Below are 19,993 nucleotides of genomic sequence, written 5' to 3' on the forward strand. Positions count from 1 at the left end.
TTTTATGATAACTTTACTGTTAAAAGAAGTCTAGACAACCTTGTTTTATGCTTGGATATAAGGCTTATTTTAAAATAATAGTAGTGAAGATTTTCTAAAATTAACATAATACACCTTATACGAAATGAGTTATAATTATCCTTATAATTCAACGCTGTAGTTCCTAGTTGATAGCCCGAGTTTCCATGACCGGGCTTTTTTTATGATTTTTCACGTTCCACGCCTAATATTTGATCAATGTTCCACGGTTTTAATAAGCCCAGGTGAACAATCAAGCATTAATCATCATTCAAAACTGCTTTCAGTACTCGACCAAATAGACCGCGTTTTTTAGGTTCTGGTGTTATCGTAGATGTTTGCTGAATAGGTTTATTTTCTATTGGGGTAACTTGTTCTGGTTGTACAGTTTCTTGTAAGTCTGTAGTTGTACGGATTTGTTCATTTGTACTGTAAGCCTGACTGTCAGGCTGAATATTTTTAGGTGTATAGCCAAGTGCTAATGTTAGATTGTCAATTTTATCTTTAAGTTGCTCAATCTCTTTGTACATACGTCTTTCACGTTCTTCAGAAACTGACTTATCGTGCCGTAATTCTTCGATTAGTTGCTTGTACAGTTCTATTGTAGTGCTGTCAGTTTGCGTACTGTCAGGCTGACTGTAAGCCTTACTGTCAGGTGTGCCGTAAACACGTTGCATTTCACTAAAATCAATGACTTTTCGATTCTTAGCATCAATTTCATAACTGATAGAACCATTCTTCATACGATCATAGATTGATGTACGAGCAATTCCATACTTTTTAGCTAACTCAGCAACGGTAAATTTAGGCATTGTTATTTGATTGGTTTTATAGCTATGAATAATGATTCATCATAGCTGATTTTTTCATTTATAAATTACGTGTAATTCACCATATTGAGTTTGAATCTTCTGGGAATTTCTAAACTGGAAACAAGTTTGGATTGCCGGGATCTGCGAAAAAGGTTGTTTAGGAATGTAATTTTTGCATAGATCTGGCGATAACATTTGCAGACCAAGACCTTTAAGCCTAGCTTCTATCATTCTGTAATTTAATGCTTTCTCGATTCCAGATTCGACCATTGTTTGGCTCAGAAGGCCGAAAGTTAGACCTGTGATAGTAACTATTGCCCAGCCGATAGCTAATTTTTTTAGAAAGCTTAACTTCAGTTCCTTCTTTTCTTCTAAAACATGATCTTGATATGCTTTTTCACGCTGTTGGTATAGTTCAGCGGATCTTTGTGCTGTCGCTTGTAATTCAGTGCTGATCTCTTTCACTGTTTTAAGATCAGCATTATATGTTGTGATAATTTGATTATGAAAAGCAGTGGAGTTTTCTTTCAACCGTTGTTCTGCTTTATTAAAAGTAGAATCTAATTTATTAAATGTAGAGCTAGCAAGCTTTTCAGCGGTATCTTTCGCACTTACTTCTATTTCAGATTTCAATTGATCTGAAATTTGTTGAGTAAGTTTCGATGACACTTGGTTAATAATTTCTTCTGAAATTCGATTCGAGACAATGTCCGAAAAATTGTCTGAAATTGTACTCACTTGATTTTTTAAAATTTCGACTTGCTGAATTGCGATGTTGGTCGCAGCACGCATATTTTTCTGATAACGCTGACTATTATTTTCTAAATGTTCAGTAAGCTGCCGAGCATGTGCATCAGCATTTCTAATATGTGTGGTCGTCTGTTCGATATTTAGATGTGATGCTTGCAGACGGACTGTTTCAAGTGCTTTTTGAGCAACTGAAATTTGCTGAACAACACTATTTAACTGCTTACTGACGTTTTGAATATCATCAAAACTTGATGCAATCTTACTGTCAAAATTGGACAGTGTCTCAATTAGCTTCGGAAAGTTTGTACTGACTGTATCTGTCTTTGAAGCAATGACTTTCAATTGCTCCAGTAACTCTAATTTTGCTGTTTGAGCTTGTTTGTCTTGATTTTCAATTGTGCTGACAATGGCTGTCAGTAAATCAATAATTTCGCTGTTGTCAGTCATGTGACTGCTCCCATTGAATAATTTTAAAACGGTGAATAATCGTTGTCGTTGTCATCTTTAGGTTCTGCCTTCGGCTTTGGCTGTTCAGCTTGCTTCTGTTTCAAGCGTTCCAATTTCTGACTGAGTGTTTCAGGTTCCGTTGGTGTTGCACCTGGGGAAGTAGATTCTTTCAAACGATCTAATTTTTCTCGTAAATCGAGCGGTTCATGCTCGTGATCTGCAAGTTTGTTATCTATTAGCTGATGTGCGTTATTGATCTGATCAAGCAAGTCTTGAGCTTGCTCAAGTTCTGATTTGGGTTGCGGTTTTAAGCTATCTAGCAACTCTTTTTCAGCAAGTTTTTCACCATTTAAAATTTTGTATGCAAGCTCTTTAGGCAATGGCACATTGATAAAATTTAGATAGTCCGATTCTGTTTGTTGCTTTAATTTTTGCTGTTTGTTGTATTCGTGAACGTCCATCTTTTTGCCATTTGCAACACGGCTTTTCACCATTTCACCCTCATGGGTTGTCGCTGAAATTTGCAAGCCCAAGTCTTTATATGACTTATGCGTATAACGCTCAATTCGATTATTTTTTTCTAGTGAATTATTAATACTCACACAAAATTTTTCTCGCATAAATTGCAGAAAATTTTGCTCAAGATTCATTAAATCAGGCTTATCTTTTTTGATTTCTGAACCATATTTTATGGGGTTAAAATCTTTAACTTGGCTACCCAGTTTAAACGTATCTGCAAAAGATTTTTTCTTACGCTTTACTTTTAAATCTTGCTCTGTTAAGGCTTCAATTTTGCAATATGGAATCACAAAATGAACATGATTATTTTGGATTTGTAGTCTTAAATCTTCATCCTCGATAGGCAAATTATGCTTTTCAATTTCAGCTAACTTAGCCTTTTTTCGCATTAAATTATCGGCTTCATGTATCGCAAAACTAATAGATGTTCCGTACTGTTCTGTGAATATATTGCAAAATTCTTCAACAAGTTTTAGCTGTTCTTCTTTTGAAATTTCAGGAGGTAAAGCTGCAATAGAACTGTAAGCAATAATGTTTGTAGAAGCATGACTATTATTCTCGATATGATTATAAAATTGTTCTTCTGTCATATCTGTTTTAATGCCATTCGGCATATAAAAACCGGTTTCAATTATCCCAGATTTATGCGAAAAATTATGCTCATCTCCCGTTAAATTGTTCGATAATTTACGTGCATTAATATATGCAATTATTCTTAATATACTGTGACCGTTTGATTTTTTGACAGTAGAAATGCGGTGTGAATACTGATTACGAATAATGATTTTACTAGACACACTGTTATCCTGCCGTTGCTCTTGCTTCTTTACTTTTAAGACGTTACATGAAAATAATTATTGTGCAAAGTGCAATAAATTACTTTCTCATGAAACGTCTTAAAAGTTCCCCCCTGCCCAGTGCTGGAGGGGGGCGCACGACTCAAAATTGATATGTAGCGAAGCGGAATGTCGATTTTGGGTTAAAGTGCGCTTTTTACTTCGTCATTTCTACAGTTCAAAAATTTTATTTCATAAAATTCTTTAACTGTGAAATGTCGTGTAAAAAGTTTAACCCCCATCGGCTCTCATACTTCAATAATTTAAAAGCGATAATTTGCCCTTGTTTTTTTATTTTGGTGGTGCTTATATATTTTTATTTTTAGCGAGTATTTAAAAAATGACTGAACAAGACAATACGCCAATTTTTGACAGCAAAGAATATGCTAAGCAAGTTAGTGAATTAATCAGTAAAATTGAAAGTCGTAAATTGTCAAAAGAACAGTTAAAAGATGCTCAAAAATCTCTTGCTGATATTCAAAAACTAGCAAGTGAAGCAATCGAAAAATTTAAAGATATACTTCCAGATCTGACACCAGCAGAAAAAAGAATTGTAGATGCTCAAAAATTTGGTATTGCTGATTCTATAATTAATCAAATTTTTGATAGTAGCGATAAAGTTTTGAATCAGCAGGAACAAACATATTTTATTGAGTTACTGACAAAAGTTCTAACATCTGCTCCAAAGCGTGAACAGAATAAAATTTTCAAAGGTTCTGATAATTTAAAAGAAGCACTGTACTTACACAATGATGATGCACGTAGAGAAAAATTAAAAAAATGATAGTATTCTTGAGTGCAGCTTTAACAAAATATTTTGTTAAAGCTGCACTCAAATTTTCTTATCATTAAAATGGTACAGGTTCTTCAAAAGCTATTCCAAATTCTTGAAGCTTATTAATCCATCGCTCTTGATTACCATTTTTAAAATCATTTTTTATTCGATCAATCATCTCATTTATTGCTTCACCTGATTCTTGAAAACGTGGGAGTAGTTCAGGTTTTTTAATAATTTCTTTATAGACCATTGTTGCTGTAATTTTTGGTTGTTCATTTTGTGGTTCATCTGGTACTTTTTTCTTTGGTTCTTCTGCTTTGACTGTTCGTTTTTTTGTCACAGTGAAATTAACATGACTTGCCTTTCGCCCTTCTTTTTTCACGGCCTTAAACTCAACAGTTAATTCAGTTTTTTGATTGATAGAATCAATATGAGGTTTGAGAATAGTAGTTTTAAAATCACGATATTCTGGATATGAATCTCCATTGAGTCCAAGAGCAAGTTTTAGCTCTTTCAATTGAACATCAAAATTATAGCGAAACTCATTTTGTATGAGAAACGGATAAAGTTTTAAACCGTGTCCACTTAGAGATATTGCTGACTTTACTTTAAACTTTGTGAATGAATTTTGCTGATTAAATACATACATGATGTAAAGAGCAAAATGTGTAAATGATATATAAAAACAACCATCTTTATATGAGCATGAATTGATTAATCTAGTTCTAATATCTCTATCTTTTTCAGAATGGTAAAAGACCACACTATGATCATAAAGGGCATCTACAACCCGGTTTAATATTGTGTATGTACTATCAACTTTTAAACCTGTTAACTCAGCGTATTCCTTTGCTGTGATGCAAAATTCCATACCTTCATGTGGATCTTCAGCTAAACGTACTTTTGGGCTAAATAAAAATAAAATTTTTAGAACATCGTCTTTAGGAGCCTTTTCATGCTTGAGTTGCCAAAAAATATTTTGAAAAACAGCTAACTCTGCTGGATAACGCTTATCTGGAGCTGATAACGGAAAATAATTCTTATCAGCATCGTCAAAGCTAATTATTTTCTTCTTTAACGCAGGCATTGAAAACTCTCAAGTTTATAGTTTTTAAGTGGGGGTTGTATTGATAATATCACCACCACTTGATAAGTCAAGATGATTGAGTTTTAGCCTAACTAACCTAACAATCCACCCCCACTAACCTAACAATCCACCCCCACCAACCTAACAATCCACCCCCACTAACCTAACAATCCACCCCCACTAACCTAACAATCCACCCCCACTTAAAGCCACTAACCTAACAATCCACCCCCACTAACCTAACAATCCACCCCCACTTATTAGGCTGTAAGCCCCTGTTTACAAGCGTTATAGCTACCCTGTAAAGCTTTTTTAAAGCTTTTTAAAGCTGTAAAGCTTTATAAAAGCTTTTAAAAAGATTAAAAATAGAAAAAGAAAATCGCCCTTGGTACTCGGCAAGCCTCGTACTATATTGCTGTTCGCTTACGCTCACAGCATCGGGGGCGATTTTTATAACTGCTGTACCTGATAACCAAAAGAAAAAAGAAATTATGGCATTCGCTTCGCTCATGGCATTTTTAAAAGCAAAAACTTAGAAGTTCGCACCCTTCGGGATGCTCTGTTACTTTCATTGTGAAGTTGATGGAAGCTTGTAATCAGAGAAAAAGCATGCCGAAAATCGTATTTCATCAGTTCGCTCGTAGACACTCGCTCTATAAATAACTGTTATTGTTTAAATTTTCTTAAAATTAAGCATTATTTTTTGAATTTTATGATTGATTAGAAATTTTCTTTTTCATGTTTATTTGATGGTTATATTTCACGTTAATGTAAAACATAGCTCTATTTTGCGCTTATTTACGCTCTATCCATCATTTCATGTTTTTATGATGTCTGTTACCAATAAGTGTTCTATCGTTGAATTGGGAGCAAATAAGAGCCTATTTTTCAAGTGAACTTTCAGATGGACATTTTTATTTGGGGCTTACAGTCAAATTTCGTATAAGAGATTTTATGTTAAAAAAGCCAGTAATTAATACTGGCTTTTTTTTAATTTACGGAATTTTCTAAAATAGTTCGAAAGATCCCACTCACTCCGCCAAAAGCTACAGATCGCTTCTGAAGTGCAGCGTAAAGATTTTCATCTATTTTTAAACTAACACGTTTCTCTTTAGAAATTCTTTTTTCTGGATGAGGTGTTAAAGAAATTTCATGTTTAACAAATCTAGTAGCTTGTTCCTTTAAATACTTACTAATTCCCCCTTTAGGTGTAAGTATTTCCTTTGCTTGAGTATGTAGCTTTTCATCGACTCTAAAGCTAATTTGAGTTGAATTAGTCATGTATGCTGTAACCGAATTAATATCTTCTACGATTATAATCTGGTATTACGAAGGTTGTGTCCTCTCTTAATGGTAAGAAGGCTCTCGTTTGTTCATTTATTGTGGAACATTTTTTTAAAATCTCTAATGGATCTTCGGGTAGATCCCCACAACCACAGATTAAATTACTTTTTAATATATCTACAGGAACATTTTGAGCTAAATATATCAACTCATTTTTCTTTAATAACTCAATAGGCATCAATAAAGATGGCATATTTGATCTATCTTTATCTGGTGGAATATATGTATCAATCGTAATTTGGGGGTTAGTTATAGAGTTGGTGACTGTTGCTGAAAATATTTTGATTGGATTACAAAGATAAAATTGATAACTATTAGGCCAAAAATTCTTTGGAGCAGGAGTTTTATTAGCATTGTTGGCTTTATGGGTTCCATAAATATTTTCATAATAATTTTTCATAAGTTGTTTGAATTTGGAACATCTAGGAGAGTTATTCCATATTTCAAAAATTTGAAAACGAATATCATCGAATATACCTTGAGAAAAATAAGGATAGTCGGCTAATACTAATACTATTCGGTCTACATCTTCTGTTAGTACTTTTAAATCGTTTTCAGAACGTATAGTAAACAGCCACTTAGAGTCATTTTTTCTATCTATATTTAAGCTACCACATACACTACAAGAGTTTTCTATTCTTAATACTTTGTTTTTACATATTAAACATTCATCTACTTGATCAACTCTAGAACATGATTTTATTTCAGATCCATCGATTAGATCATTACCTCTGGCTCCTGTTCTTTCGCCAGGCATACCTGTAATTAAAGAAACCAAATGCTGACCAGGATAGCCAACTTTCATATTTGGTGTTTGTTGGGTAATCCTAGACCACTCTACGGCTTTTTTTCGTGGTTCAATAAATAAGTTTGAAAGAAGTTGGGGAACAAGTTCAATTCCATTTGGAATGTGGATTAAGCGAGTATTGGGTTGCATATTGAATTCTATAAATAAAAAAAAGAATATCAACATCTTAGTAGAATAATTTTGGTATATATTTTTAAGATAGCATCTTGTACTATTAAGAGTAACATATTTAGGTTGTATATAAATGTTATCTAAGGCAATTGGATCTCGTATCCAAATATTGCGAATGAGAAAAAAATTAACTCAAGTGGAATTAGCAAAATTAGCAAAGGTACATCGTAGTTATCTTGCTGCTGTAGAAACTGGAGATAGAAATATTAGTTTGGAAAGCTTAGACAAAATAATCCATGCTTTAGACATGGATTATGATGATTTTTTTCAAGGACTTAATCATTAATTAAGCTCAAAGATACTATTTTTAATATCGGTATGTTCTTTGATCCTTAAAAGAGATTTTTGATAGTATTCAGGGTCCATCTCAAAACCTAAATAGTTTCGTCCATTCTGTAGGCAGGATATAGCTGTTGTAGCACTACCCATAAATGGATCTAAAACTAAATCATTTTTGTTACTACTAGCTAAAACCAATCTATTAATAAGTTCGAGAGGTTTTTGTGTTGGATGAATGCGGCTTCTACGTTCTTTATAAAAATCAATATCATCCCATACATCTGTAAAGCCTAATTGGGCGTTAAAAGTGATAGATAGTTTTTCATATGGATATGAAAAATCTAAGATATTTTCTAATTTATTCCATAATTCAAAAGTTGGTAATTGTTCACATATATTTTTACCAGTATAAATGCTCCACATACCTCCACCATTAGATTTAACGCCTAATAATTCATTGATTTCCTTTGATTTTAATCCTTTCTTTTTCTGATGTTGTTTTAATAGTTCTCTAACAAATGGCTTAGGATCCTTATAAAGGAATAGGATACTTTCAGTCACATTGGGGAACATTTTATAATTTTTAGTTGCTCTTCCTGAAACTGCTTGAATTCCTTTGTTAAGAATAATCTGTTGGCGTAATTTTAAACCTAGATTTTCTAAATGAGGTAACAGATAAGAAAGTAAACGAAAATATCCAAATAAATAAAAGCTTCCGCCTTTTCTTAAACACCTATTAGCTTCTTTGAACCATAGTTTTGACCACTCAATATAATCTTCTTCTGTTCTCCAAAGGTAGTCCCATTTTTCTCCTACTACTTTGAAATAAGGAGGATCTGCAATAATTAGATCTACAGATTCATCTGGAACATCTTTAAAACCATCCAGACAGTCTACGTTTAATATTTGATTCGTCATAATAACTAGTGTTTGTAACTTATAAGTAACACTTTAACATAAAATAAAACCCTTATGAAAGGGTTTTATTTTATTTAAAGCAATCTTGAATGAAATCACTCTTAACGTGACTGATTATATCTGTTTAAAAAAATAATTCTATTTAGATTTTCTAAAATTAACATAATACACCTTATACGAAATCAAAAATGGGAGCCTATAGCTCCCATTTTTGATTGTTAAACATTGAATCCTATATGTTTTCCTGTCGGAAGCTCTACATCAATACGGAGCTTTCCACCCATTGCCTCAACATACTTTTTCATGGTCGAAATCTTCAAATCATTGCCACGATTTTCTATTGCTGAAAGCGATGGTTGTTTTATTCCTAAAGTTTCAGCAAGCTCTTTTTGAGAGAGCTCTAATTCTTCACGAATAAGATGAAGCTGATTTTCTAGCAGTAATTCATCTGCCATTTTTTGAATACGGGCTTGGCTCTCTGGAGAGCGGCTAGCTAACAATTCTTGTAGAGTCTTAGCCATTAGATTTATCTCCTAGGGTGGTGAGATGAAGTTGGTATTGTTCATCTGCAATATCCAGCATGTCTTTATAAAAACGCTTTTTACCGCCTTTATCAGCAATACATAGAACAATAGCCTGTCGTAAGGGATCAAATGCGAAGAAAGCTCTTAGTGGTCTACCGCGATGTTGAACGCGCAGTTCTTTCATATTGGTAAATTTAGACTCATACACAGTATCTACTAAAGGACGGCCTAAACTCGGTCCCTGCTGCTGTAGAACAACCAGGGCAGCTAAAACTTTCTCTTGTGTCGATTCATCTTGCTGTTCAAGCCATTCATTAAATAGATCTGTCGTAATGACTGTCCACATACCACAACCAAAATATAGATTATAGTCTATATTTTATAGGGGATCATGCTTGTTTTGCAAATGAGAAATGATAGGCAATAAAAAACCCCAGCATCCTGCCGGGGTTTTTTATTGGAACATTCGGTCTCTGTACTCTTACGTATCTTATATAGCGCCATCCTGGTGCTCATTTTTTAATTCTAAGGAACTTCCTGTTCCTGACGAATTAATCATATGAATATTCTAGTATTCCGAATAGCAGCAAAGGACCGAAATTGACGTAAGTAAATGCTTACAAAGATGATTAAAAACTGTCCCAGGTTTATCCGCAGGAAATGGGGATAATTTTAGATCCTGGGACGTTGAGAACATTGGAAAAACCGCAAAATTGACTACTTTTTAAACAAAATTATTGGCAAGAACTATCAAAACCGCTCATAAAAAAGCCGACTTGTTTCCAAGTCGGCTTTTCGGGTTTGCGCCCCCGATTTTTTATAGCATAACTTTTTGAAATATAAAACTATTTATTTTGCATTTCGTATAAGCGCCATTATGTTAAATGGGAGAAATTTAGTGAGTGAAAATATCTATTTTTCTTTATACTTATTATAATTTTTTGATTTAAATAAAATTTTAATTATGATTGATGGAAAGACTTTACCTTTACGGACAGATGTTCCTGAAAATGATTTAGAGACTTTTGAGAATAAACTTTTAAACTTATGCCAAGAATATTTTTTAGACCTTTCAAAGTCAGAACTTTTACAAACAGGTAGATCGAAAGATATTTTAGAAAAATATAAGGAAAATAAAAGTTTAAGTAATTTTGAACAAGCTTATATAAATGAGTACCTTCTAAGATCTTTAACTCAATTTTTACCAAGTTTTCTCAAAAGGACTGCAAATAAAGTTGAATTAGAGAGATTCACCGAAGAAAAAGTTCGTCAAGAAAAGTTGAGACAAGAAGCTATTAAAAAACAAAAGTTACTTGAATCAGATCCTGTATATATTGCAAAGCAAAAAGAACAAGCATTACTTAAAAAATATGAAATTAATGAATATATATCAGGTACTTTACCGAAAGAAATTTCAGAAATTTTAAGTAAATTAGAGGGTGATATCAGGCTTTCCCAAGATGAAGCTGTTTGGTTAAATACTATAGGAAAGAGGTTCTTTAGTAGTAAGGTTCGTCATAAGTTTCATCGTTTAGAAGCTAATCATTATCTTCAAGAATTTGAAAAAAATAAGAAAAATATTTGGAATGCTATTAATGCGAGTAGCCAATTAAGAAAGTGTCAGGCAAGTCTTGAAGCAGAAGAATTGCTAGAAAAAATTTCGATTGCTGGCATAAAAGACAAAAAACTATTATCCGCTTACTTCACTACCCTCGGCGGTGTTAGACGTGATCTTCGAAAAGTTGAAGTTGCGATTGATAATGCTTCTAAAGCTCATACTTTAACACCTGATAATTATCGTCCATGTACGTTATTAGGCGCTATTTATATGGAGACCCGTCAATATACACTTGGACATGAATGGTATGAAAAAGCTAGTGAACGTGGAGCACCAAAACAATCAATTAATGCCGATCTAAAAAGCATTCTTTCTAAAATGGATAAAGCTCAACGGAATGAAATGATTGAGCACTTATTAAAATTAGATTCTTATACATACTCATGGCTAAAGTCTTTAAAGGCAGCCGTAGTCAATAATCCTAAAAGTAAACAAGATAAAGTTGAGCAACCAGTAAAAGCTCAAAAAAAGGCATCGCCATCACAGAGTAAAAAGAATGTTCAAAATAAACAGCCTAAAAATTCTGAAAAAAGTTTACAGAATCTTTTAGAACAGGGAGCTAAGGCACACAATTTAAAGCAGCCAGTGAACCTATCAAAATCTTCATGTATGAAACCTAAGAAGAAGTAATTTTATTATTGAGTTTCGCTAAAATTAACATAATACACCTTATGCGAAATCAAAAAAGGGAGCTGTAAGCTCCCTTTTTTACTAATTTTTTTCAATTTTTAGATGTCAATCTAGGCTTCAATAAATTAAGCACCTAAACGCATTAATTTCTCTTGAATCGCATCGCTTACAAAAGCATTAAGAGAATTATCACTTGATGCTAAAACAGCTTTACGGTGTAACTCAGGACTAATACGGACATTAAATGTACCTTTGAATGGCTGATCGGGTTTTTTACCTAATTCAGCACAAGACTCTAAATATCCATCGACAGATTCCTGAAAAGCTTGTTCAAGAGTTTTTAATGTTTCTGCTTCATAAGTGATGAGATCACGGATAAATGCAAGCTTTCCAAATAACTCACCTGTTTCAAGATCAGGTTCAATTGTACCTAGATAACCTTTGTATTTTAAATAGCTCATAAAAATCCCTCCTGCTTGAGTGCCTGTTTTACAGATTTCAAAGCCCCACCTTTGATTTCATTTTCAGGGTGTGGCCTGTGCAGTAAAATCATGTGTTCAGTTTTCGTATTAAAAAAACGGACACGAGAGCCTGCCATTTCAAATTTTTCATAGCCGAGCTGATTCAGTAAAACGACTAAATCTTTATACGGAAATGTATTTTTTGAATTTCCAAATTTTTCCAGTAACTTTTCCGTTTTACCCATACTTCAGCCCTACTGCTATTGCAACTAAGTATAGTTACTTTTAAATAATAATTGCAACTATATTTAGTTGCAATTTCGTATAACAGCCCTTATGTTAAATCAGGTTTAAAACTTAATATCATGTGAATTAAAGTAGGTCGGATCAAACTCTATCTCTCCTATTTCATCCTCGATAATTTGCATGTAATCGTCATATCTTGGATGTTTGGGGTCTTGTAATGCATCTAAAATATCAAGATATCCAAAAATTCCTCCAATATCTTCAAATGGAGCATGATTTTGACCATCTATACAACATGGATATTTTTTATTTAAATCAGGAGATTGTCTGCTTTCTACAGTAATCAAATGTTCCCAACAATCGCCAAAATCATATGTATATATAATTTTTTTACCTACACGTAGAACTTCTTTCAATTTTTGTCTTTTATTGATCTTTTCATGCTTAATAGTCGTGAATTCATGTAAATGGCTATCTTCCCAATCAAAAGCAGATTGAATTGCCTTATGGAGCCTAGATAAAGTAGCTGCCGATGAAATTTGAATAGTTCTCCAGATTTCAGGATCACTACCTAGCAGACTAATTTTTAATTGAAAAACTTCATCAGAAGATTTGAGCTTTACAGTTCCCATAACAGCCTAGTTCTCAAAAAATAGTTTTAGTAAATCTAAAATTAACATAATACACCTTATACGAAACGTGTTAGAATTAACCTTTAAATTCATACACTTATTTCAAAGTTTATAGCCCATCTTCCCCAAGTTGGGCTTTTTTTATGATTTTTCACGTTCCACGCTTAATAAGTGAACAATGTTCCACGGTTTTGATTAGATATTTTAATCATTCCAGTCAGAACCGAGCGAGTGTCTACGAGCGATTGAGCATCATAAAAATTTCGGCCTTGCCTTTTCCCTGATTACACACTCCCCTTAGCTTAATAACGAAAGATACAGAGCATCCCGAAGGGTGCGAACTTTGGAGCTTTTGCTTTTTTAAAATTTTAGATGCTATTTGCTAAAATTGCCCTCTGACGTAACGAAGTGGAGTTAAAAAAGTTTGAGCTTTAGCGAAAACATAGGGCAATTTTCATAAAAATTTTCTTTTTATTATTTTAATACTTTTAAAGACTTTTACGTCCTTTTATAGCCTTTGATAGCAAGCGTTTCAGAGCTTAACTATGGAGGGATATCTGCTAACTATGGAGGGATATCTGCTAACTATGGAGGGATATCTGCTTAACTATGGAGGGATATCTGCTAACTATGGAGGGATATCTGCATATAATTGACAACTATGGAGCAATATGAAAGACTCAATAGTATTCAATAAATCTAAAGCTAAAAAGATGGCTAAAAATAATCTTGTTGTGAAATCAAACCAAGTGGTCGAAGCCTCCTACACACTGACCACGCTTGAACAGCGGCTAATCCTCAGCGTCATAGCTCAAATTCCAAAAGGGCAAGAAGTCTCAGATGATGTGCTTTACCCAATTTCGATTGAAACGGTCGTCAAGCTTGGCGGAGATGCCAATATTTTTTACACCAACATAAAAGAAGCGCTAAACCGCCTGTATGATCGATCTATCGTACTTAGAGATATGGATGAATCAACGTCTTTCAGATGGATTCAACAAAAGCGAGAAACGAAGTCAGGGGAGCTTTCCATTCGCTTTTCAGCCCCTATCCTGCCATTTTTATCTAATCTCAGTACCGAATTCACAAAATACCTAGAATCCGATATCGTTGGCATGACTAGTACTTATGCCATCCGTTTTTATGAGCTGATGATGCAGTATAGAAGCACTGGAAAACGTGAGATTAGTCTTGAGGATCTACGCTGGATGTTCCAGCTACAGAATAAATATCCAGTATGGGCGGATCTAAAACGATGGGTGATTGACCAAGCAACTAAGGAAATCAATCAATACAGCCCTTACAAGCTTACAATTGAAACCAAGAAAACAGGACGGAAGATCACAAGTATCGTCCTAAGTTTCCAAGATAAAAAATTCTTAAAAGCAGACAAAGGGAAAAAATCAAATAAAACGTCACAAAACTGCGATTCTAGCGACTCTAAGCAAAAAACCGTAGAAATCCCTGCTAACTTAGCTAAACATCCTAAAAACGCAAATTTGAGCGATTTAGAGCATAGAGTAAGCCGCATCACAGGCGAAATAATGAGAAATGGGCTATCAGATCGTTTTAAACAGGGTAGTGAGTCTGGTATGGACATGATAAAACGTATTAAAACAGAAATCACAAGCGAAGATATAGTCGAAATTTGGGAATCAAAACTCCAAGAAATGGGCGTAGTTATCGAGTAGAAATAGGCTGTTTTTTTAATTTCGTGCTATCATGATTTTATATTTAAATGAGTTAAGCAAGCCTACCTGTATATACAAAATTCTGCGAATTTCGATATACAGGGACTTGTTAGGGGATTCCCCTAAGACCCCAGGCCCATCACAGATGGGCAAGTCAACTTTGTTGACTTAAAAGCAAAACCAAAAGCCTGTTAGTGGGATGTGTATATGCGAAGTAAAAGTAAAATTTTTAGACTCACCGAGCTACAGCTAGAGCAACTGGAGAAGCACCTCGAAAAGGAAGGCACAACTTTTACAGACTTTATTCATTCCCTGATTCAACGTGAAGTTATGCAAGATGCCATCACGGTTAAACAGCCCAAAGAAGAACAAAAGAAGCCTAGGCTCAAAGTTAAAACCGTGATCGAAGTCGTCAAACGCTACCAAAAAACTGACCCTGCTTTATTGCTTGAGCTTTCCAAAATCGGGAACAACTTAAACCAAATTGCACGAGCATTGAACATCATCAAAAATGCTGATCCGCAAGAGCAACGCAAGTTAGATATTTTCAGCATTTTTTTAGTTTTAAAAGGCATTCAAACCGAATTAGAACACGTATTCCCTACACTTCCGAAAATCAGCAGACAAAGTCCTGAACGGCTTAAAAAACAATTGTCTTCAATCCAATTGGCGGAGGACGACGAGAGTGCATATTAAATTTTTAGATCACGGCAAAGGATCGGCCGCACACGCTTCAGCGTATGTTTTAGATAAGTTCGATCATCTTGGCAATATTCGTGCAGGGGTTGATGTTTTGCGTGGTGATGCGACTACATTTAACGCCATCTGTGACTCAAGTCCACACTTGTGGAAGTACACCAGTGGCGTGATCGCATGGTCAAAAGAAGACAGTCCGACAGATGAACAAATAAAAGAGGTCTTAGACGAGTTTGAAAAGCATGCTTTTTCGGGACTAGAGCAATCGCAGTACCACCTTTTTGCCGTGCTTCACACAGACGATGACGGCTCAAAGCATATTCACGTTTTAGCCCCACGCCTAGATATTCAAAGTGGTAAATCACTCAATATAGCCCCACCCGGTCATGAGAAACATTTCGACTCTTTACGTGATTATTTCAACACAAAATATCAGTGGTCACGTCCTGATGACTTACTTAATAGCCAAACAACACAAGAGCCGAATCACATTGCCAAGCTGAATGCTCAAGCAAAAAAGATTCTTAATGAACAAGATCTCACGAACCTGAAAAAATCACAGTTTTGCAAGGCAATAGATAATTACGTCAAAACCCTTTTAAAAACACAAGTAGTAAAAAATAGAGCCGAAATTGTTAGTTGTATCGAGCAACTTGAGGGCGTGGCTTCAGTCAGAGCCAAGCAAACCGTAACTGTCACTCTCAACAATGGCAAAAAACACAGACTCCCAGGCGATTTTTATCATGAACAATTCGAAATTAACGCTTATTCAGAGCATCTCAGAGCAGCAGCAGAAAGCCGACCAACTACAGCAGAGCTTGCAACAGCTCTCCGAAACGCTGAAAACGTTCGAGATGACTATCGAGCAAAGCGAGAGACCTATCACCAACAGCACTATACTTTTAAAAGAAGTACAGCAGACAACATCGGCCATAAAATCGCATCTCAGAGCGATTTTGATCGAAATAGGGAATCTATCACCCCAAGTCATAAAATCGCTAACAGCGAGCTATACGGAGCAAATAGACGCACTGCAAACGCAGTTAGCGAATATAGACCTATCGGAAATCTCAAAAGTGAAATCGAGCATAGATTCGTTTTCAATATCAATTCAGGCTCTACAGAACCACATCAACAGCCAATTTCAGAGCCTTTCAATCGACAAGCAGAGTCTACAAAAGAGCATTCAAACCCAAGTACAGCAAACGATAGAGGGACAGAAAGAGCAAATAGCGAGTCAATTCCAGAATCTTTTAACAGAAAAACTGAACAGCCAGAGAGCATTTCACGGACTGCTGGCGATAGTGATATTTACAGCGTTGATGCTTTTAATCAGTTTTTATTTCGCCTTTCAAGCTCGAACCAACCTAAAAACAATCGAAGCTCAAAAGCAAATGATTCAACAGAATTCACAGGTGATTACCAATCAGATCAACTACTTGAAACAAATACGGAACTAGATCATGCAGACCGAAATCGACCAATTTTTGACAGAGCAAAACAGCTTATTGATGCAACAAAACAGCTTGTTAGCAGAGCAAAACAAGGTTTTGAGTCAACAAGTCGATTCATTAAAGACCATCTTGACCGGCTACAGCGAAGTAGAGCAAGAATTACAGGACAAAATCAGCATTTTGCAATCGGAGAAACAGGCACAACAAGCCTTGATCTCGGCACTCAAAATCGAGCTATCCAAAATCGAGCAGGGCAACTTTTCGGAGCAGTTACAGCAAACATTTCAGGAAAACTTGAAGACCCAATTACAAACGCAATTAGCGAGAGCATTGAATCAACTGGATTTAAACATCGCTGTCAGCGACTTGGTGAAGGTCGAGTTAAAACCGATTCAAATGACCATTGGCACACAGCAGACAGACATCGAGAAGGCACTCTCGAAAATCTTGCAATTGAAAGTACCAACCAACTTTTACGAAGATTTGGAGATGCAAAGCGAGCAGATCAATACGCTTGGGGAAACTGTAGAAAGATTAATAGCGTTAATCAACAACTTGAACGACTAGAAACCACAGTAGCGGAAATTCGACTCAAGCCAAAACCGGCTACGAATTTCAGTTATTTGCGAAGTGACGGTTATTACCCCGATTACGTTGGTTATCACAAAGAACTATGCAACAAGCAACAGGAAGCCTATAACAACAAAAAACCACTACAGTTAATTGATTATATACAGAAAAAATCTAAAAATTTAGAAACGTACATTAGCCGTGCACGTTCAAATATCCACGAATGGGAATACGATAAATTTGAGAAAATGATCAAAAACGACAATCAAATGCTGAAATATCTGCAATGTGAGAAGATTTTAGAGCCTCAAAACGACCATTTGAAACACCAAAGAGAATCATATCAAGCGTGTTTAAAGAGTTTTGAGAGTATCAATAGTCATATTCACGAGATCAAAAACCCATCCCCTAAACGCAATATTTCTCAACAGATCTATGAACAAGATCACAAACCACAGCCAAACAATGATTTAGATTTAAATTTTTAGTATAAATATCAACAATGATTTACTGAACAAATATCTATCATCTCTTGCCCGACTTTGAAAAATGGCTAAAGCCATATTTCAAAGCATCGAGCTAAGATAGGTTAAACGCCTAAACACATTAGTTTTTCACTATTTATTTCTACGCTTTCCAAACAATTCAGAGTGACTGCCAATTCGTACCAACTGCAAGTAATCTTCTTGTTTGGCATAGATCAATACTAAATCAGGTTTAATATGACAGTCTCTAAAACCATCCCATTCACCCGTAAGACCATGATCACAATATTTTTCAGGCAAAGTTATATCATTACAAAGGCAATGTAGAACTTCTGCCCATGCAGGTGTAATTAGTTCTAAAAACTGCTTTTTAATATCTCGCTTAAATTGGCTTTCAGCTAATATTTTACGCATTGGCTAATTCTTGCATTGCTTTCATAAATTCTTCAGGTGTTTCATAAGCATCTGAAAAATCAGTTCTATTCTTTGCTTCATTCAATGCTTTTTTAGTGACACTATTCGGCACATTCTCAGCATCTGCATAATCAAAAGACAAAGGGATTTTATTAGTTTCTGCAACTTGTGTTAAAAACAATTTAAAGGCTTGTGATGCACTCAGCCCATAACGTTCAAACACTGGAAATGCTCGATCACGCAAATCTTGCTCAAGTCGAAGATTAAAATTTGTTGTCGTCATATCATCACCTATGTTTTACAAAACATATACTATTGTAAACTTAATGTACGCCAAAAAAAATTAAAATCACTCAGATTATTGTAAGAATTAGTTCTAACAACTAAATTTCGCATAAGAGATTTTATGTTAAGTAGCCATTTTATTAGACTGCTCCCAGTATCCTAGATAAATAGATGAGCTAATTAACCAATATATTCGGCTCATTACTTGAGTCGAATATATGCTATATTCAACTCATCTTAGATTTTCAGAGAAAGATTGAAAATGCAGGAATGGATTTGGCAAATACAAAACTGGACAAATTTCACATGGCAAGATTCAATTATCTTGCCTAAAACCAGACAGATACATCAAAAAATAGGGATTCTTCTTGGACAAAGTCAGCATGATTTAGCAAAAGAACAATTCACTCTAGATACTCTTCTGGCCAATCTTGTTGCTTCATCAGCAATTGAAAATGAAACCATCAATGTTTTTTCATTGCGATCATCTCTAGCTCAACGCTTGGGTGTTACGCTTGAACAGCCTTATCCAAGCTCAGATCGATCAGAAGGCTTAGCCAATATCATGCTAGATGCACTTAACGATGTTAAGCAACCACTGACTGTTGAGCGTCTCATGCAATGGCATCGTTGGCTTTTCAATGATCCGGATTGGACAATGCAACGTTTACGCATTGGTCAACTTCGGGGATCAGAGCCTATGCAGGTCGTTTCAGGTCGATTGGATTATCCAAAAGTACATTTTGAAGCACCGCCAAGAGAAGGCTTAGAAGAACGCTTAAATACATTCATAGCGTGGTTTAATCAAAGTCTGAATGATTCATTGCTTGATCCTCTGTTACGTGCAGGCATTACCCATTTATGGTTTGTTACCCTACATCCTTTTGATGATGGTAATGGACGTATTACACGTACCCTTACAGACCTTGCTTTAGCTCAAATGGATGAACAGAGTATCCGTTTGTATGCAATGTCTACTGCGATATTAAATAAACGTAAAAGTTACTATGAGATATTAGAACAAACTCAAAAAAATGATTCTGATATCACAGATTGGCTAGTTTGGTTTCTAGATACATTGAATGATAGCCTTGAAAAAACCTTAGCACAGATCAATCGAACATTATTTAAAAGTCAATTTTGGCATAAGTATTCAAATTTAGCCCTGAGTGAAGAACAACGCAAAGTCCTAAATCGTTTATTAGACGGTGGCGAGAATGGCTTTGAACATGGTATCAGTGCGTCACAATATCAAAAGGTTGCTAAAGTCAGTAAAGCAACAGCTACTCGCCATTTATCAGATTTACTTGAGAAAAAATGTATCGTCAAATTAGAAGGTGGTGGACGTAATACACGCTATCAGATCAATACTCAGTTATAGATATTCTAAGTAATAAAAAACCCCAGCATCCTGCCGGGGTTTTTTATTGGAACATTCGGTCTCTGTACTCTTACGTATCTTATATAGCGCCATCCTGGTGCTCATTTTTTAATTCTAAGGAACTTCCTGTTCCTGACGA

General features: G+C 35.0%; 22 protein-coding genes. 7 read left to right on the forward strand and 15 right to left on the reverse strand.

The window, feature by feature from the left end; all coding sequences use genetic code 11:
• Positions 1–278: 278 nt before the first annotated feature.
• Genes FTU91_RS09290 through FTU91_RS09300 form a run of 3 tightly spaced genes read right to left on the reverse strand, consistent with a single transcriptional unit; the run spans position 279 to position 3,343 of the window.
• Positions 279–830, reverse strand: coding sequence for a plasmid replication DNA-binding protein (locus FTU91_RS09290; protein ID WP_121523924.1), 552 nt, complete (start codon positions 828–830; stop codon positions 279–281).
• A gap of 54 nt (positions 831–884) precedes the next feature.
• A complete protein-coding gene (locus FTU91_RS09295) occupies positions 885–2,027 on the reverse strand; it encodes a hypothetical protein (RefSeq protein ID WP_180081960.1) in 1,143 nt (380 codons plus the stop codon).
• Between the two features lie 23 nt (positions 2,028–2,050).
• Entirely contained in the window at positions 2,051–3,343 is a 1,293-nt protein-coding gene (locus FTU91_RS09300; RefSeq protein ID WP_180081962.1) for a MobA/MobL family protein, read from the reverse strand.
• 379 nt (positions 3,344–3,722) lie between these two features.
• On the opposite strand from FTU91_RS09300, the gene FTU91_RS09305 reads away from it, so the two are divergent.
• The gene (locus FTU91_RS09305) at positions 3,723–4,166 is read left to right on the forward strand and encodes a hypothetical protein (RefSeq protein WP_180081964.1); all 444 of its coding nucleotides are present in this window, start codon (positions 3,723–3,725) and stop codon (positions 4,164–4,166) included.
• Between the two features lie 64 nt (positions 4,167–4,230).
• Here FTU91_RS09305 and FTU91_RS09310 read toward each other — a convergent pair whose 3' ends face one another.
• From FTU91_RS09310 to FTU91_RS09325, 4 genes are all read right to left on the reverse strand, one after another.
• Positions 4,231–5,247 carry a replication initiation protein gene (locus FTU91_RS09310; protein WP_121523916.1) on the reverse strand — a complete coding sequence of 339 codons (1,017 nt, stop codon included), beginning with the start codon at positions 5,245–5,247 and terminating at the stop codon, positions 4,231–4,233.
• Between the two features lie 322 nt (positions 5,248–5,569).
• Positions 5,570–5,758, reverse strand: a complete 189-nt coding sequence (locus FTU91_RS09315) for a hypothetical protein (RefSeq protein ID WP_147433948.1) — start codon at positions 5,756–5,758, stop codon at positions 5,570–5,572.
• Positions 5,759–6,237: 479 nt separating this feature from the next.
• Positions 6,238–6,528 (reverse strand): hypothetical protein, encoded by a 291-nt coding sequence (locus tag FTU91_RS09320; RefSeq protein ID WP_180081966.1) that lies wholly within the window; start codon positions 6,526–6,528, stop codon positions 6,238–6,240.
• Positions 6,529–6,544: 16 nt separating this feature from the next.
• Positions 6,545–7,528: a MamI family restriction endonuclease gene (locus tag FTU91_RS09325; RefSeq protein WP_180081968.1), complete on the reverse strand. Its 984-nt coding sequence runs from the start codon at positions 7,526–7,528 to the stop codon at positions 6,545–6,547.
• Positions 7,529–7,643: 115 nt separating this feature from the next.
• On the opposite strand from FTU91_RS09325, the gene FTU91_RS09330 reads away from it, so the two are divergent.
• The gene (locus tag FTU91_RS09330; RefSeq protein ID WP_180081970.1) at positions 7,644–7,856 is read left to right on the forward strand and encodes a helix-turn-helix domain-containing protein; all 213 of its coding nucleotides are present in this window, start codon (positions 7,644–7,646) and stop codon (positions 7,854–7,856) included.
• Here FTU91_RS09330 and FTU91_RS09335 read toward each other — a convergent pair.
• From FTU91_RS09335 to FTU91_RS09345, 3 genes are all read right to left on the reverse strand, one after another.
• Positions 7,853–8,767, reverse strand: coding sequence for a site-specific DNA-methyltransferase (locus FTU91_RS09335; RefSeq protein WP_180081972.1), 915 nt, complete (start codon positions 8,765–8,767; stop codon positions 7,853–7,855). The genes FTU91_RS09330 and FTU91_RS09335 overlap by 4 nt on opposite strands.
• Positions 8,768–8,985: 218 nt before the next feature.
• Positions 8,986–9,288, reverse strand: a complete 303-nt coding sequence (locus tag FTU91_RS09340) for a helix-turn-helix domain-containing protein (RefSeq protein WP_180081974.1) — start codon at positions 9,286–9,288, stop codon at positions 8,986–8,988.
• Positions 9,281–9,637 carry a type II toxin-antitoxin system RelE/ParE family toxin gene (locus tag FTU91_RS09345; protein ID WP_180081976.1) on the reverse strand — a complete coding sequence of 119 codons (357 nt, stop codon included), beginning with the start codon at positions 9,635–9,637 and terminating at the stop codon, positions 9,281–9,283. The genes FTU91_RS09340 and FTU91_RS09345 overlap by 8 nt, the downstream gene beginning before the upstream one ends.
• A gap of 618 nt (positions 9,638–10,255) precedes the next feature.
• On the opposite strand from FTU91_RS09345, the gene FTU91_RS09350 reads away from it, so the two are divergent.
• Complete coding sequence (locus FTU91_RS09350) at positions 10,256–11,539, forward strand: hypothetical protein (protein WP_180081978.1); 1,284 nt, start codon at positions 10,256–10,258, stop codon at positions 11,537–11,539.
• A 125-nt stretch (positions 11,540–11,664) separates the two neighbouring features.
• On the opposite strand, the gene FTU91_RS09355 is transcribed toward FTU91_RS09350, so the two are convergent.
• The 3 genes from FTU91_RS09355 to FTU91_RS09365 all read right to left on the reverse strand — a co-directional run bounded on the left by FTU91_RS09355 (position 11,665) and on the right by FTU91_RS09365 (position 12,878).
• Positions 11,665–12,000, reverse strand: a complete 336-nt coding sequence (locus FTU91_RS09355) for a type II toxin-antitoxin system HicB family antitoxin (RefSeq protein ID WP_035270373.1) — start codon at positions 11,998–12,000, stop codon at positions 11,665–11,667.
• A complete protein-coding gene (locus tag FTU91_RS09360; RefSeq protein ID WP_044425274.1) occupies positions 11,997–12,245 on the reverse strand; it encodes a type II toxin-antitoxin system HicA family toxin in 249 nt (82 codons plus the stop codon). Before FTU91_RS09360 ends, FTU91_RS09355 begins: the two co-directional genes overlap by 4 nt.
• A gap of 105 nt (positions 12,246–12,350) precedes the next feature.
• Positions 12,351–12,878 (reverse strand): plasmid pRiA4b ORF-3 family protein, encoded by a 528-nt coding sequence (locus FTU91_RS09365; RefSeq protein ID WP_000537572.1) that lies wholly within the window; start codon positions 12,876–12,878, stop codon positions 12,351–12,353.
• A 671-nt stretch (positions 12,879–13,549) separates the two neighbouring features.
• On the opposite strand from FTU91_RS09365, the gene FTU91_RS09370 reads away from it, so the two are divergent.
• The 3 genes from FTU91_RS09370 to FTU91_RS09380 all read left to right on the forward strand — a co-directional run bounded on the left by FTU91_RS09370 (position 13,550) and on the right by FTU91_RS09380 (position 17,777).
• Entirely contained in the window at positions 13,550–14,569 is a 1,020-nt protein-coding gene (locus FTU91_RS09370; RefSeq protein WP_180081979.1) for a replication initiation protein, read from the forward strand.
• A 207-nt stretch (positions 14,570–14,776) separates the two neighbouring features.
• Complete coding sequence (mobC, locus tag FTU91_RS09375) at positions 14,777–15,265, forward strand: plasmid mobilization relaxosome protein MobC (protein ID WP_180081981.1); 489 nt, start codon at positions 14,777–14,779, stop codon at positions 15,263–15,265.
• Complete coding sequence (locus FTU91_RS09380; RefSeq protein WP_180081983.1) at positions 15,255–17,777, forward strand: mobilization protein; 2,523 nt, start codon at positions 15,255–15,257, stop codon at positions 17,775–17,777. The genes mobC and FTU91_RS09380 overlap by 11 nt, the downstream gene beginning before the upstream one ends.
• Positions 17,778–17,906: 129 nt before the next feature.
• Here FTU91_RS09380 and FTU91_RS09385 read toward each other — a convergent pair whose 3' ends face one another.
• Together FTU91_RS09385 and FTU91_RS09390 are read right to left on the reverse strand one after the other, a co-directional pair.
• Complete coding sequence (locus FTU91_RS09385; RefSeq protein WP_180081985.1) at positions 17,907–18,188, reverse strand: type II toxin-antitoxin system YafQ family toxin; 282 nt, start codon at positions 18,186–18,188, stop codon at positions 17,907–17,909.
• A complete protein-coding gene (locus FTU91_RS09390) occupies positions 18,181–18,471 on the reverse strand; it encodes a type II toxin-antitoxin system RelB/DinJ family antitoxin (protein ID WP_180081987.1) in 291 nt (96 codons plus the stop codon). Before FTU91_RS09390 ends, FTU91_RS09385 begins: the two co-directional genes overlap by 8 nt.
• 264 nt (positions 18,472–18,735) lie before the next feature.
• Between FTU91_RS09390 and FTU91_RS09395 the strand changes: the two genes are divergently transcribed.
• On the forward strand, positions 18,736–19,854 hold the full coding sequence (locus tag FTU91_RS09395) for a Fic family protein (RefSeq protein ID WP_086197637.1): 1,119 nt from the start codon (positions 18,736–18,738) through the stop codon (positions 19,852–19,854).
• Positions 19,855–19,993: the final 139 nt, after the last annotated feature.

This window comes from Acinetobacter sp. YH12201, assembly GCF_013418145.1.
GTDB lineage: Bacteria > Pseudomonadota > Gammaproteobacteria > Pseudomonadales > Moraxellaceae > Acinetobacter.

Excerpts from the sequence above, each read along its gene's own strand:
- FTU91_RS09290 (WP_121523924.1), bottom strand. The coding sequence starts at position 830 with ATGCCTAAATTTACCGTTGCTGAGTTAGCTAAAAAGTATGGAATTGCT.
- FTU91_RS09295 (WP_180081960.1), bottom strand. The coding sequence starts at position 2,027 with ATGACTGACAACAGCGAAATTATTGATTTACTGACAGCCATTGTCAGC.
- FTU91_RS09305 (WP_180081964.1), top strand. The coding sequence starts at position 3,723 with ATGACTGAACAAGACAATACGCCAATTTTTGACAGCAAAGAATATGCT.
- FTU91_RS09310 (WP_121523916.1), bottom strand. The coding sequence starts at position 5,247 with ATGCCTGCGTTAAAGAAGAAAATAATTAGCTTTGACGATGCTGATAAG.
- FTU91_RS09315 (WP_147433948.1), bottom strand. The coding sequence starts at position 5,758 with ATGAGCGAAGCGAATGCCATAATTTCTTTTTTCTTTTGGTTATCAGGT.
- FTU91_RS09320 (WP_180081966.1), bottom strand. The coding sequence starts at position 6,528 with ATGACTAATTCAACTCAAATTAGCTTTAGAGTCGATGAAAAGCTACAT.
- FTU91_RS09325 (WP_180081968.1), bottom strand. The coding sequence starts at position 7,528 with ATGCAACCCAATACTCGCTTAATCCACATTCCAAATGGAATTGAACTT.
- FTU91_RS09330 (WP_180081970.1), top strand. The coding sequence starts at position 7,644 with ATGTTATCTAAGGCAATTGGATCTCGTATCCAAATATTGCGAATGAGA.
- FTU91_RS09335 (WP_180081972.1), bottom strand. The coding sequence starts at position 8,767 with ATGACGAATCAAATATTAAACGTAGACTGTCTGGATGGTTTTAAAGAT.
- FTU91_RS09340 (WP_180081974.1), bottom strand. The coding sequence starts at position 9,288 with ATGGCTAAGACTCTACAAGAATTGTTAGCTAGCCGCTCTCCAGAGAGC.
- FTU91_RS09345 (WP_180081976.1), bottom strand. The coding sequence starts at position 9,637 with ATGTGGACAGTCATTACGACAGATCTATTTAATGAATGGCTTGAACAG.
- FTU91_RS09350 (WP_180081978.1), top strand. The coding sequence starts at position 10,256 with ATGATTGATGGAAAGACTTTACCTTTACGGACAGATGTTCCTGAAAAT.
- FTU91_RS09355 (WP_035270373.1), bottom strand. The coding sequence starts at position 12,000 with ATGAGCTATTTAAAATACAAAGGTTATCTAGGTACAATTGAACCTGAT.
- FTU91_RS09360 (WP_044425274.1), bottom strand. The coding sequence starts at position 12,245 with ATGGGTAAAACGGAAAAGTTACTGGAAAAATTTGGAAATTCAAAAAAT.
- FTU91_RS09365 (WP_000537572.1), bottom strand. The coding sequence starts at position 12,878 with ATGGGAACTGTAAAGCTCAAATCTTCTGATGAAGTTTTTCAATTAAAA.
- FTU91_RS09370 (WP_180081979.1), top strand. The coding sequence starts at position 13,550 with ATGAAAGACTCAATAGTATTCAATAAATCTAAAGCTAAAAAGATGGCT.
- mobC (WP_180081981.1), top strand. The coding sequence starts at position 14,777 with ATGCGAAGTAAAAGTAAAATTTTTAGACTCACCGAGCTACAGCTAGAG.
- FTU91_RS09385 (WP_180081985.1), bottom strand. The coding sequence starts at position 18,188 with ATGCGTAAAATATTAGCTGAAAGCCAATTTAAGCGAGATATTAAAAAG.
- FTU91_RS09390 (WP_180081987.1), bottom strand. The coding sequence starts at position 18,471 with ATGACGACAACAAATTTTAATCTTCGACTTGAGCAAGATTTGCGTGAT.
- FTU91_RS09395 (WP_086197637.1), top strand. The coding sequence starts at position 18,736 with ATGCAGGAATGGATTTGGCAAATACAAAACTGGACAAATTTCACATGG.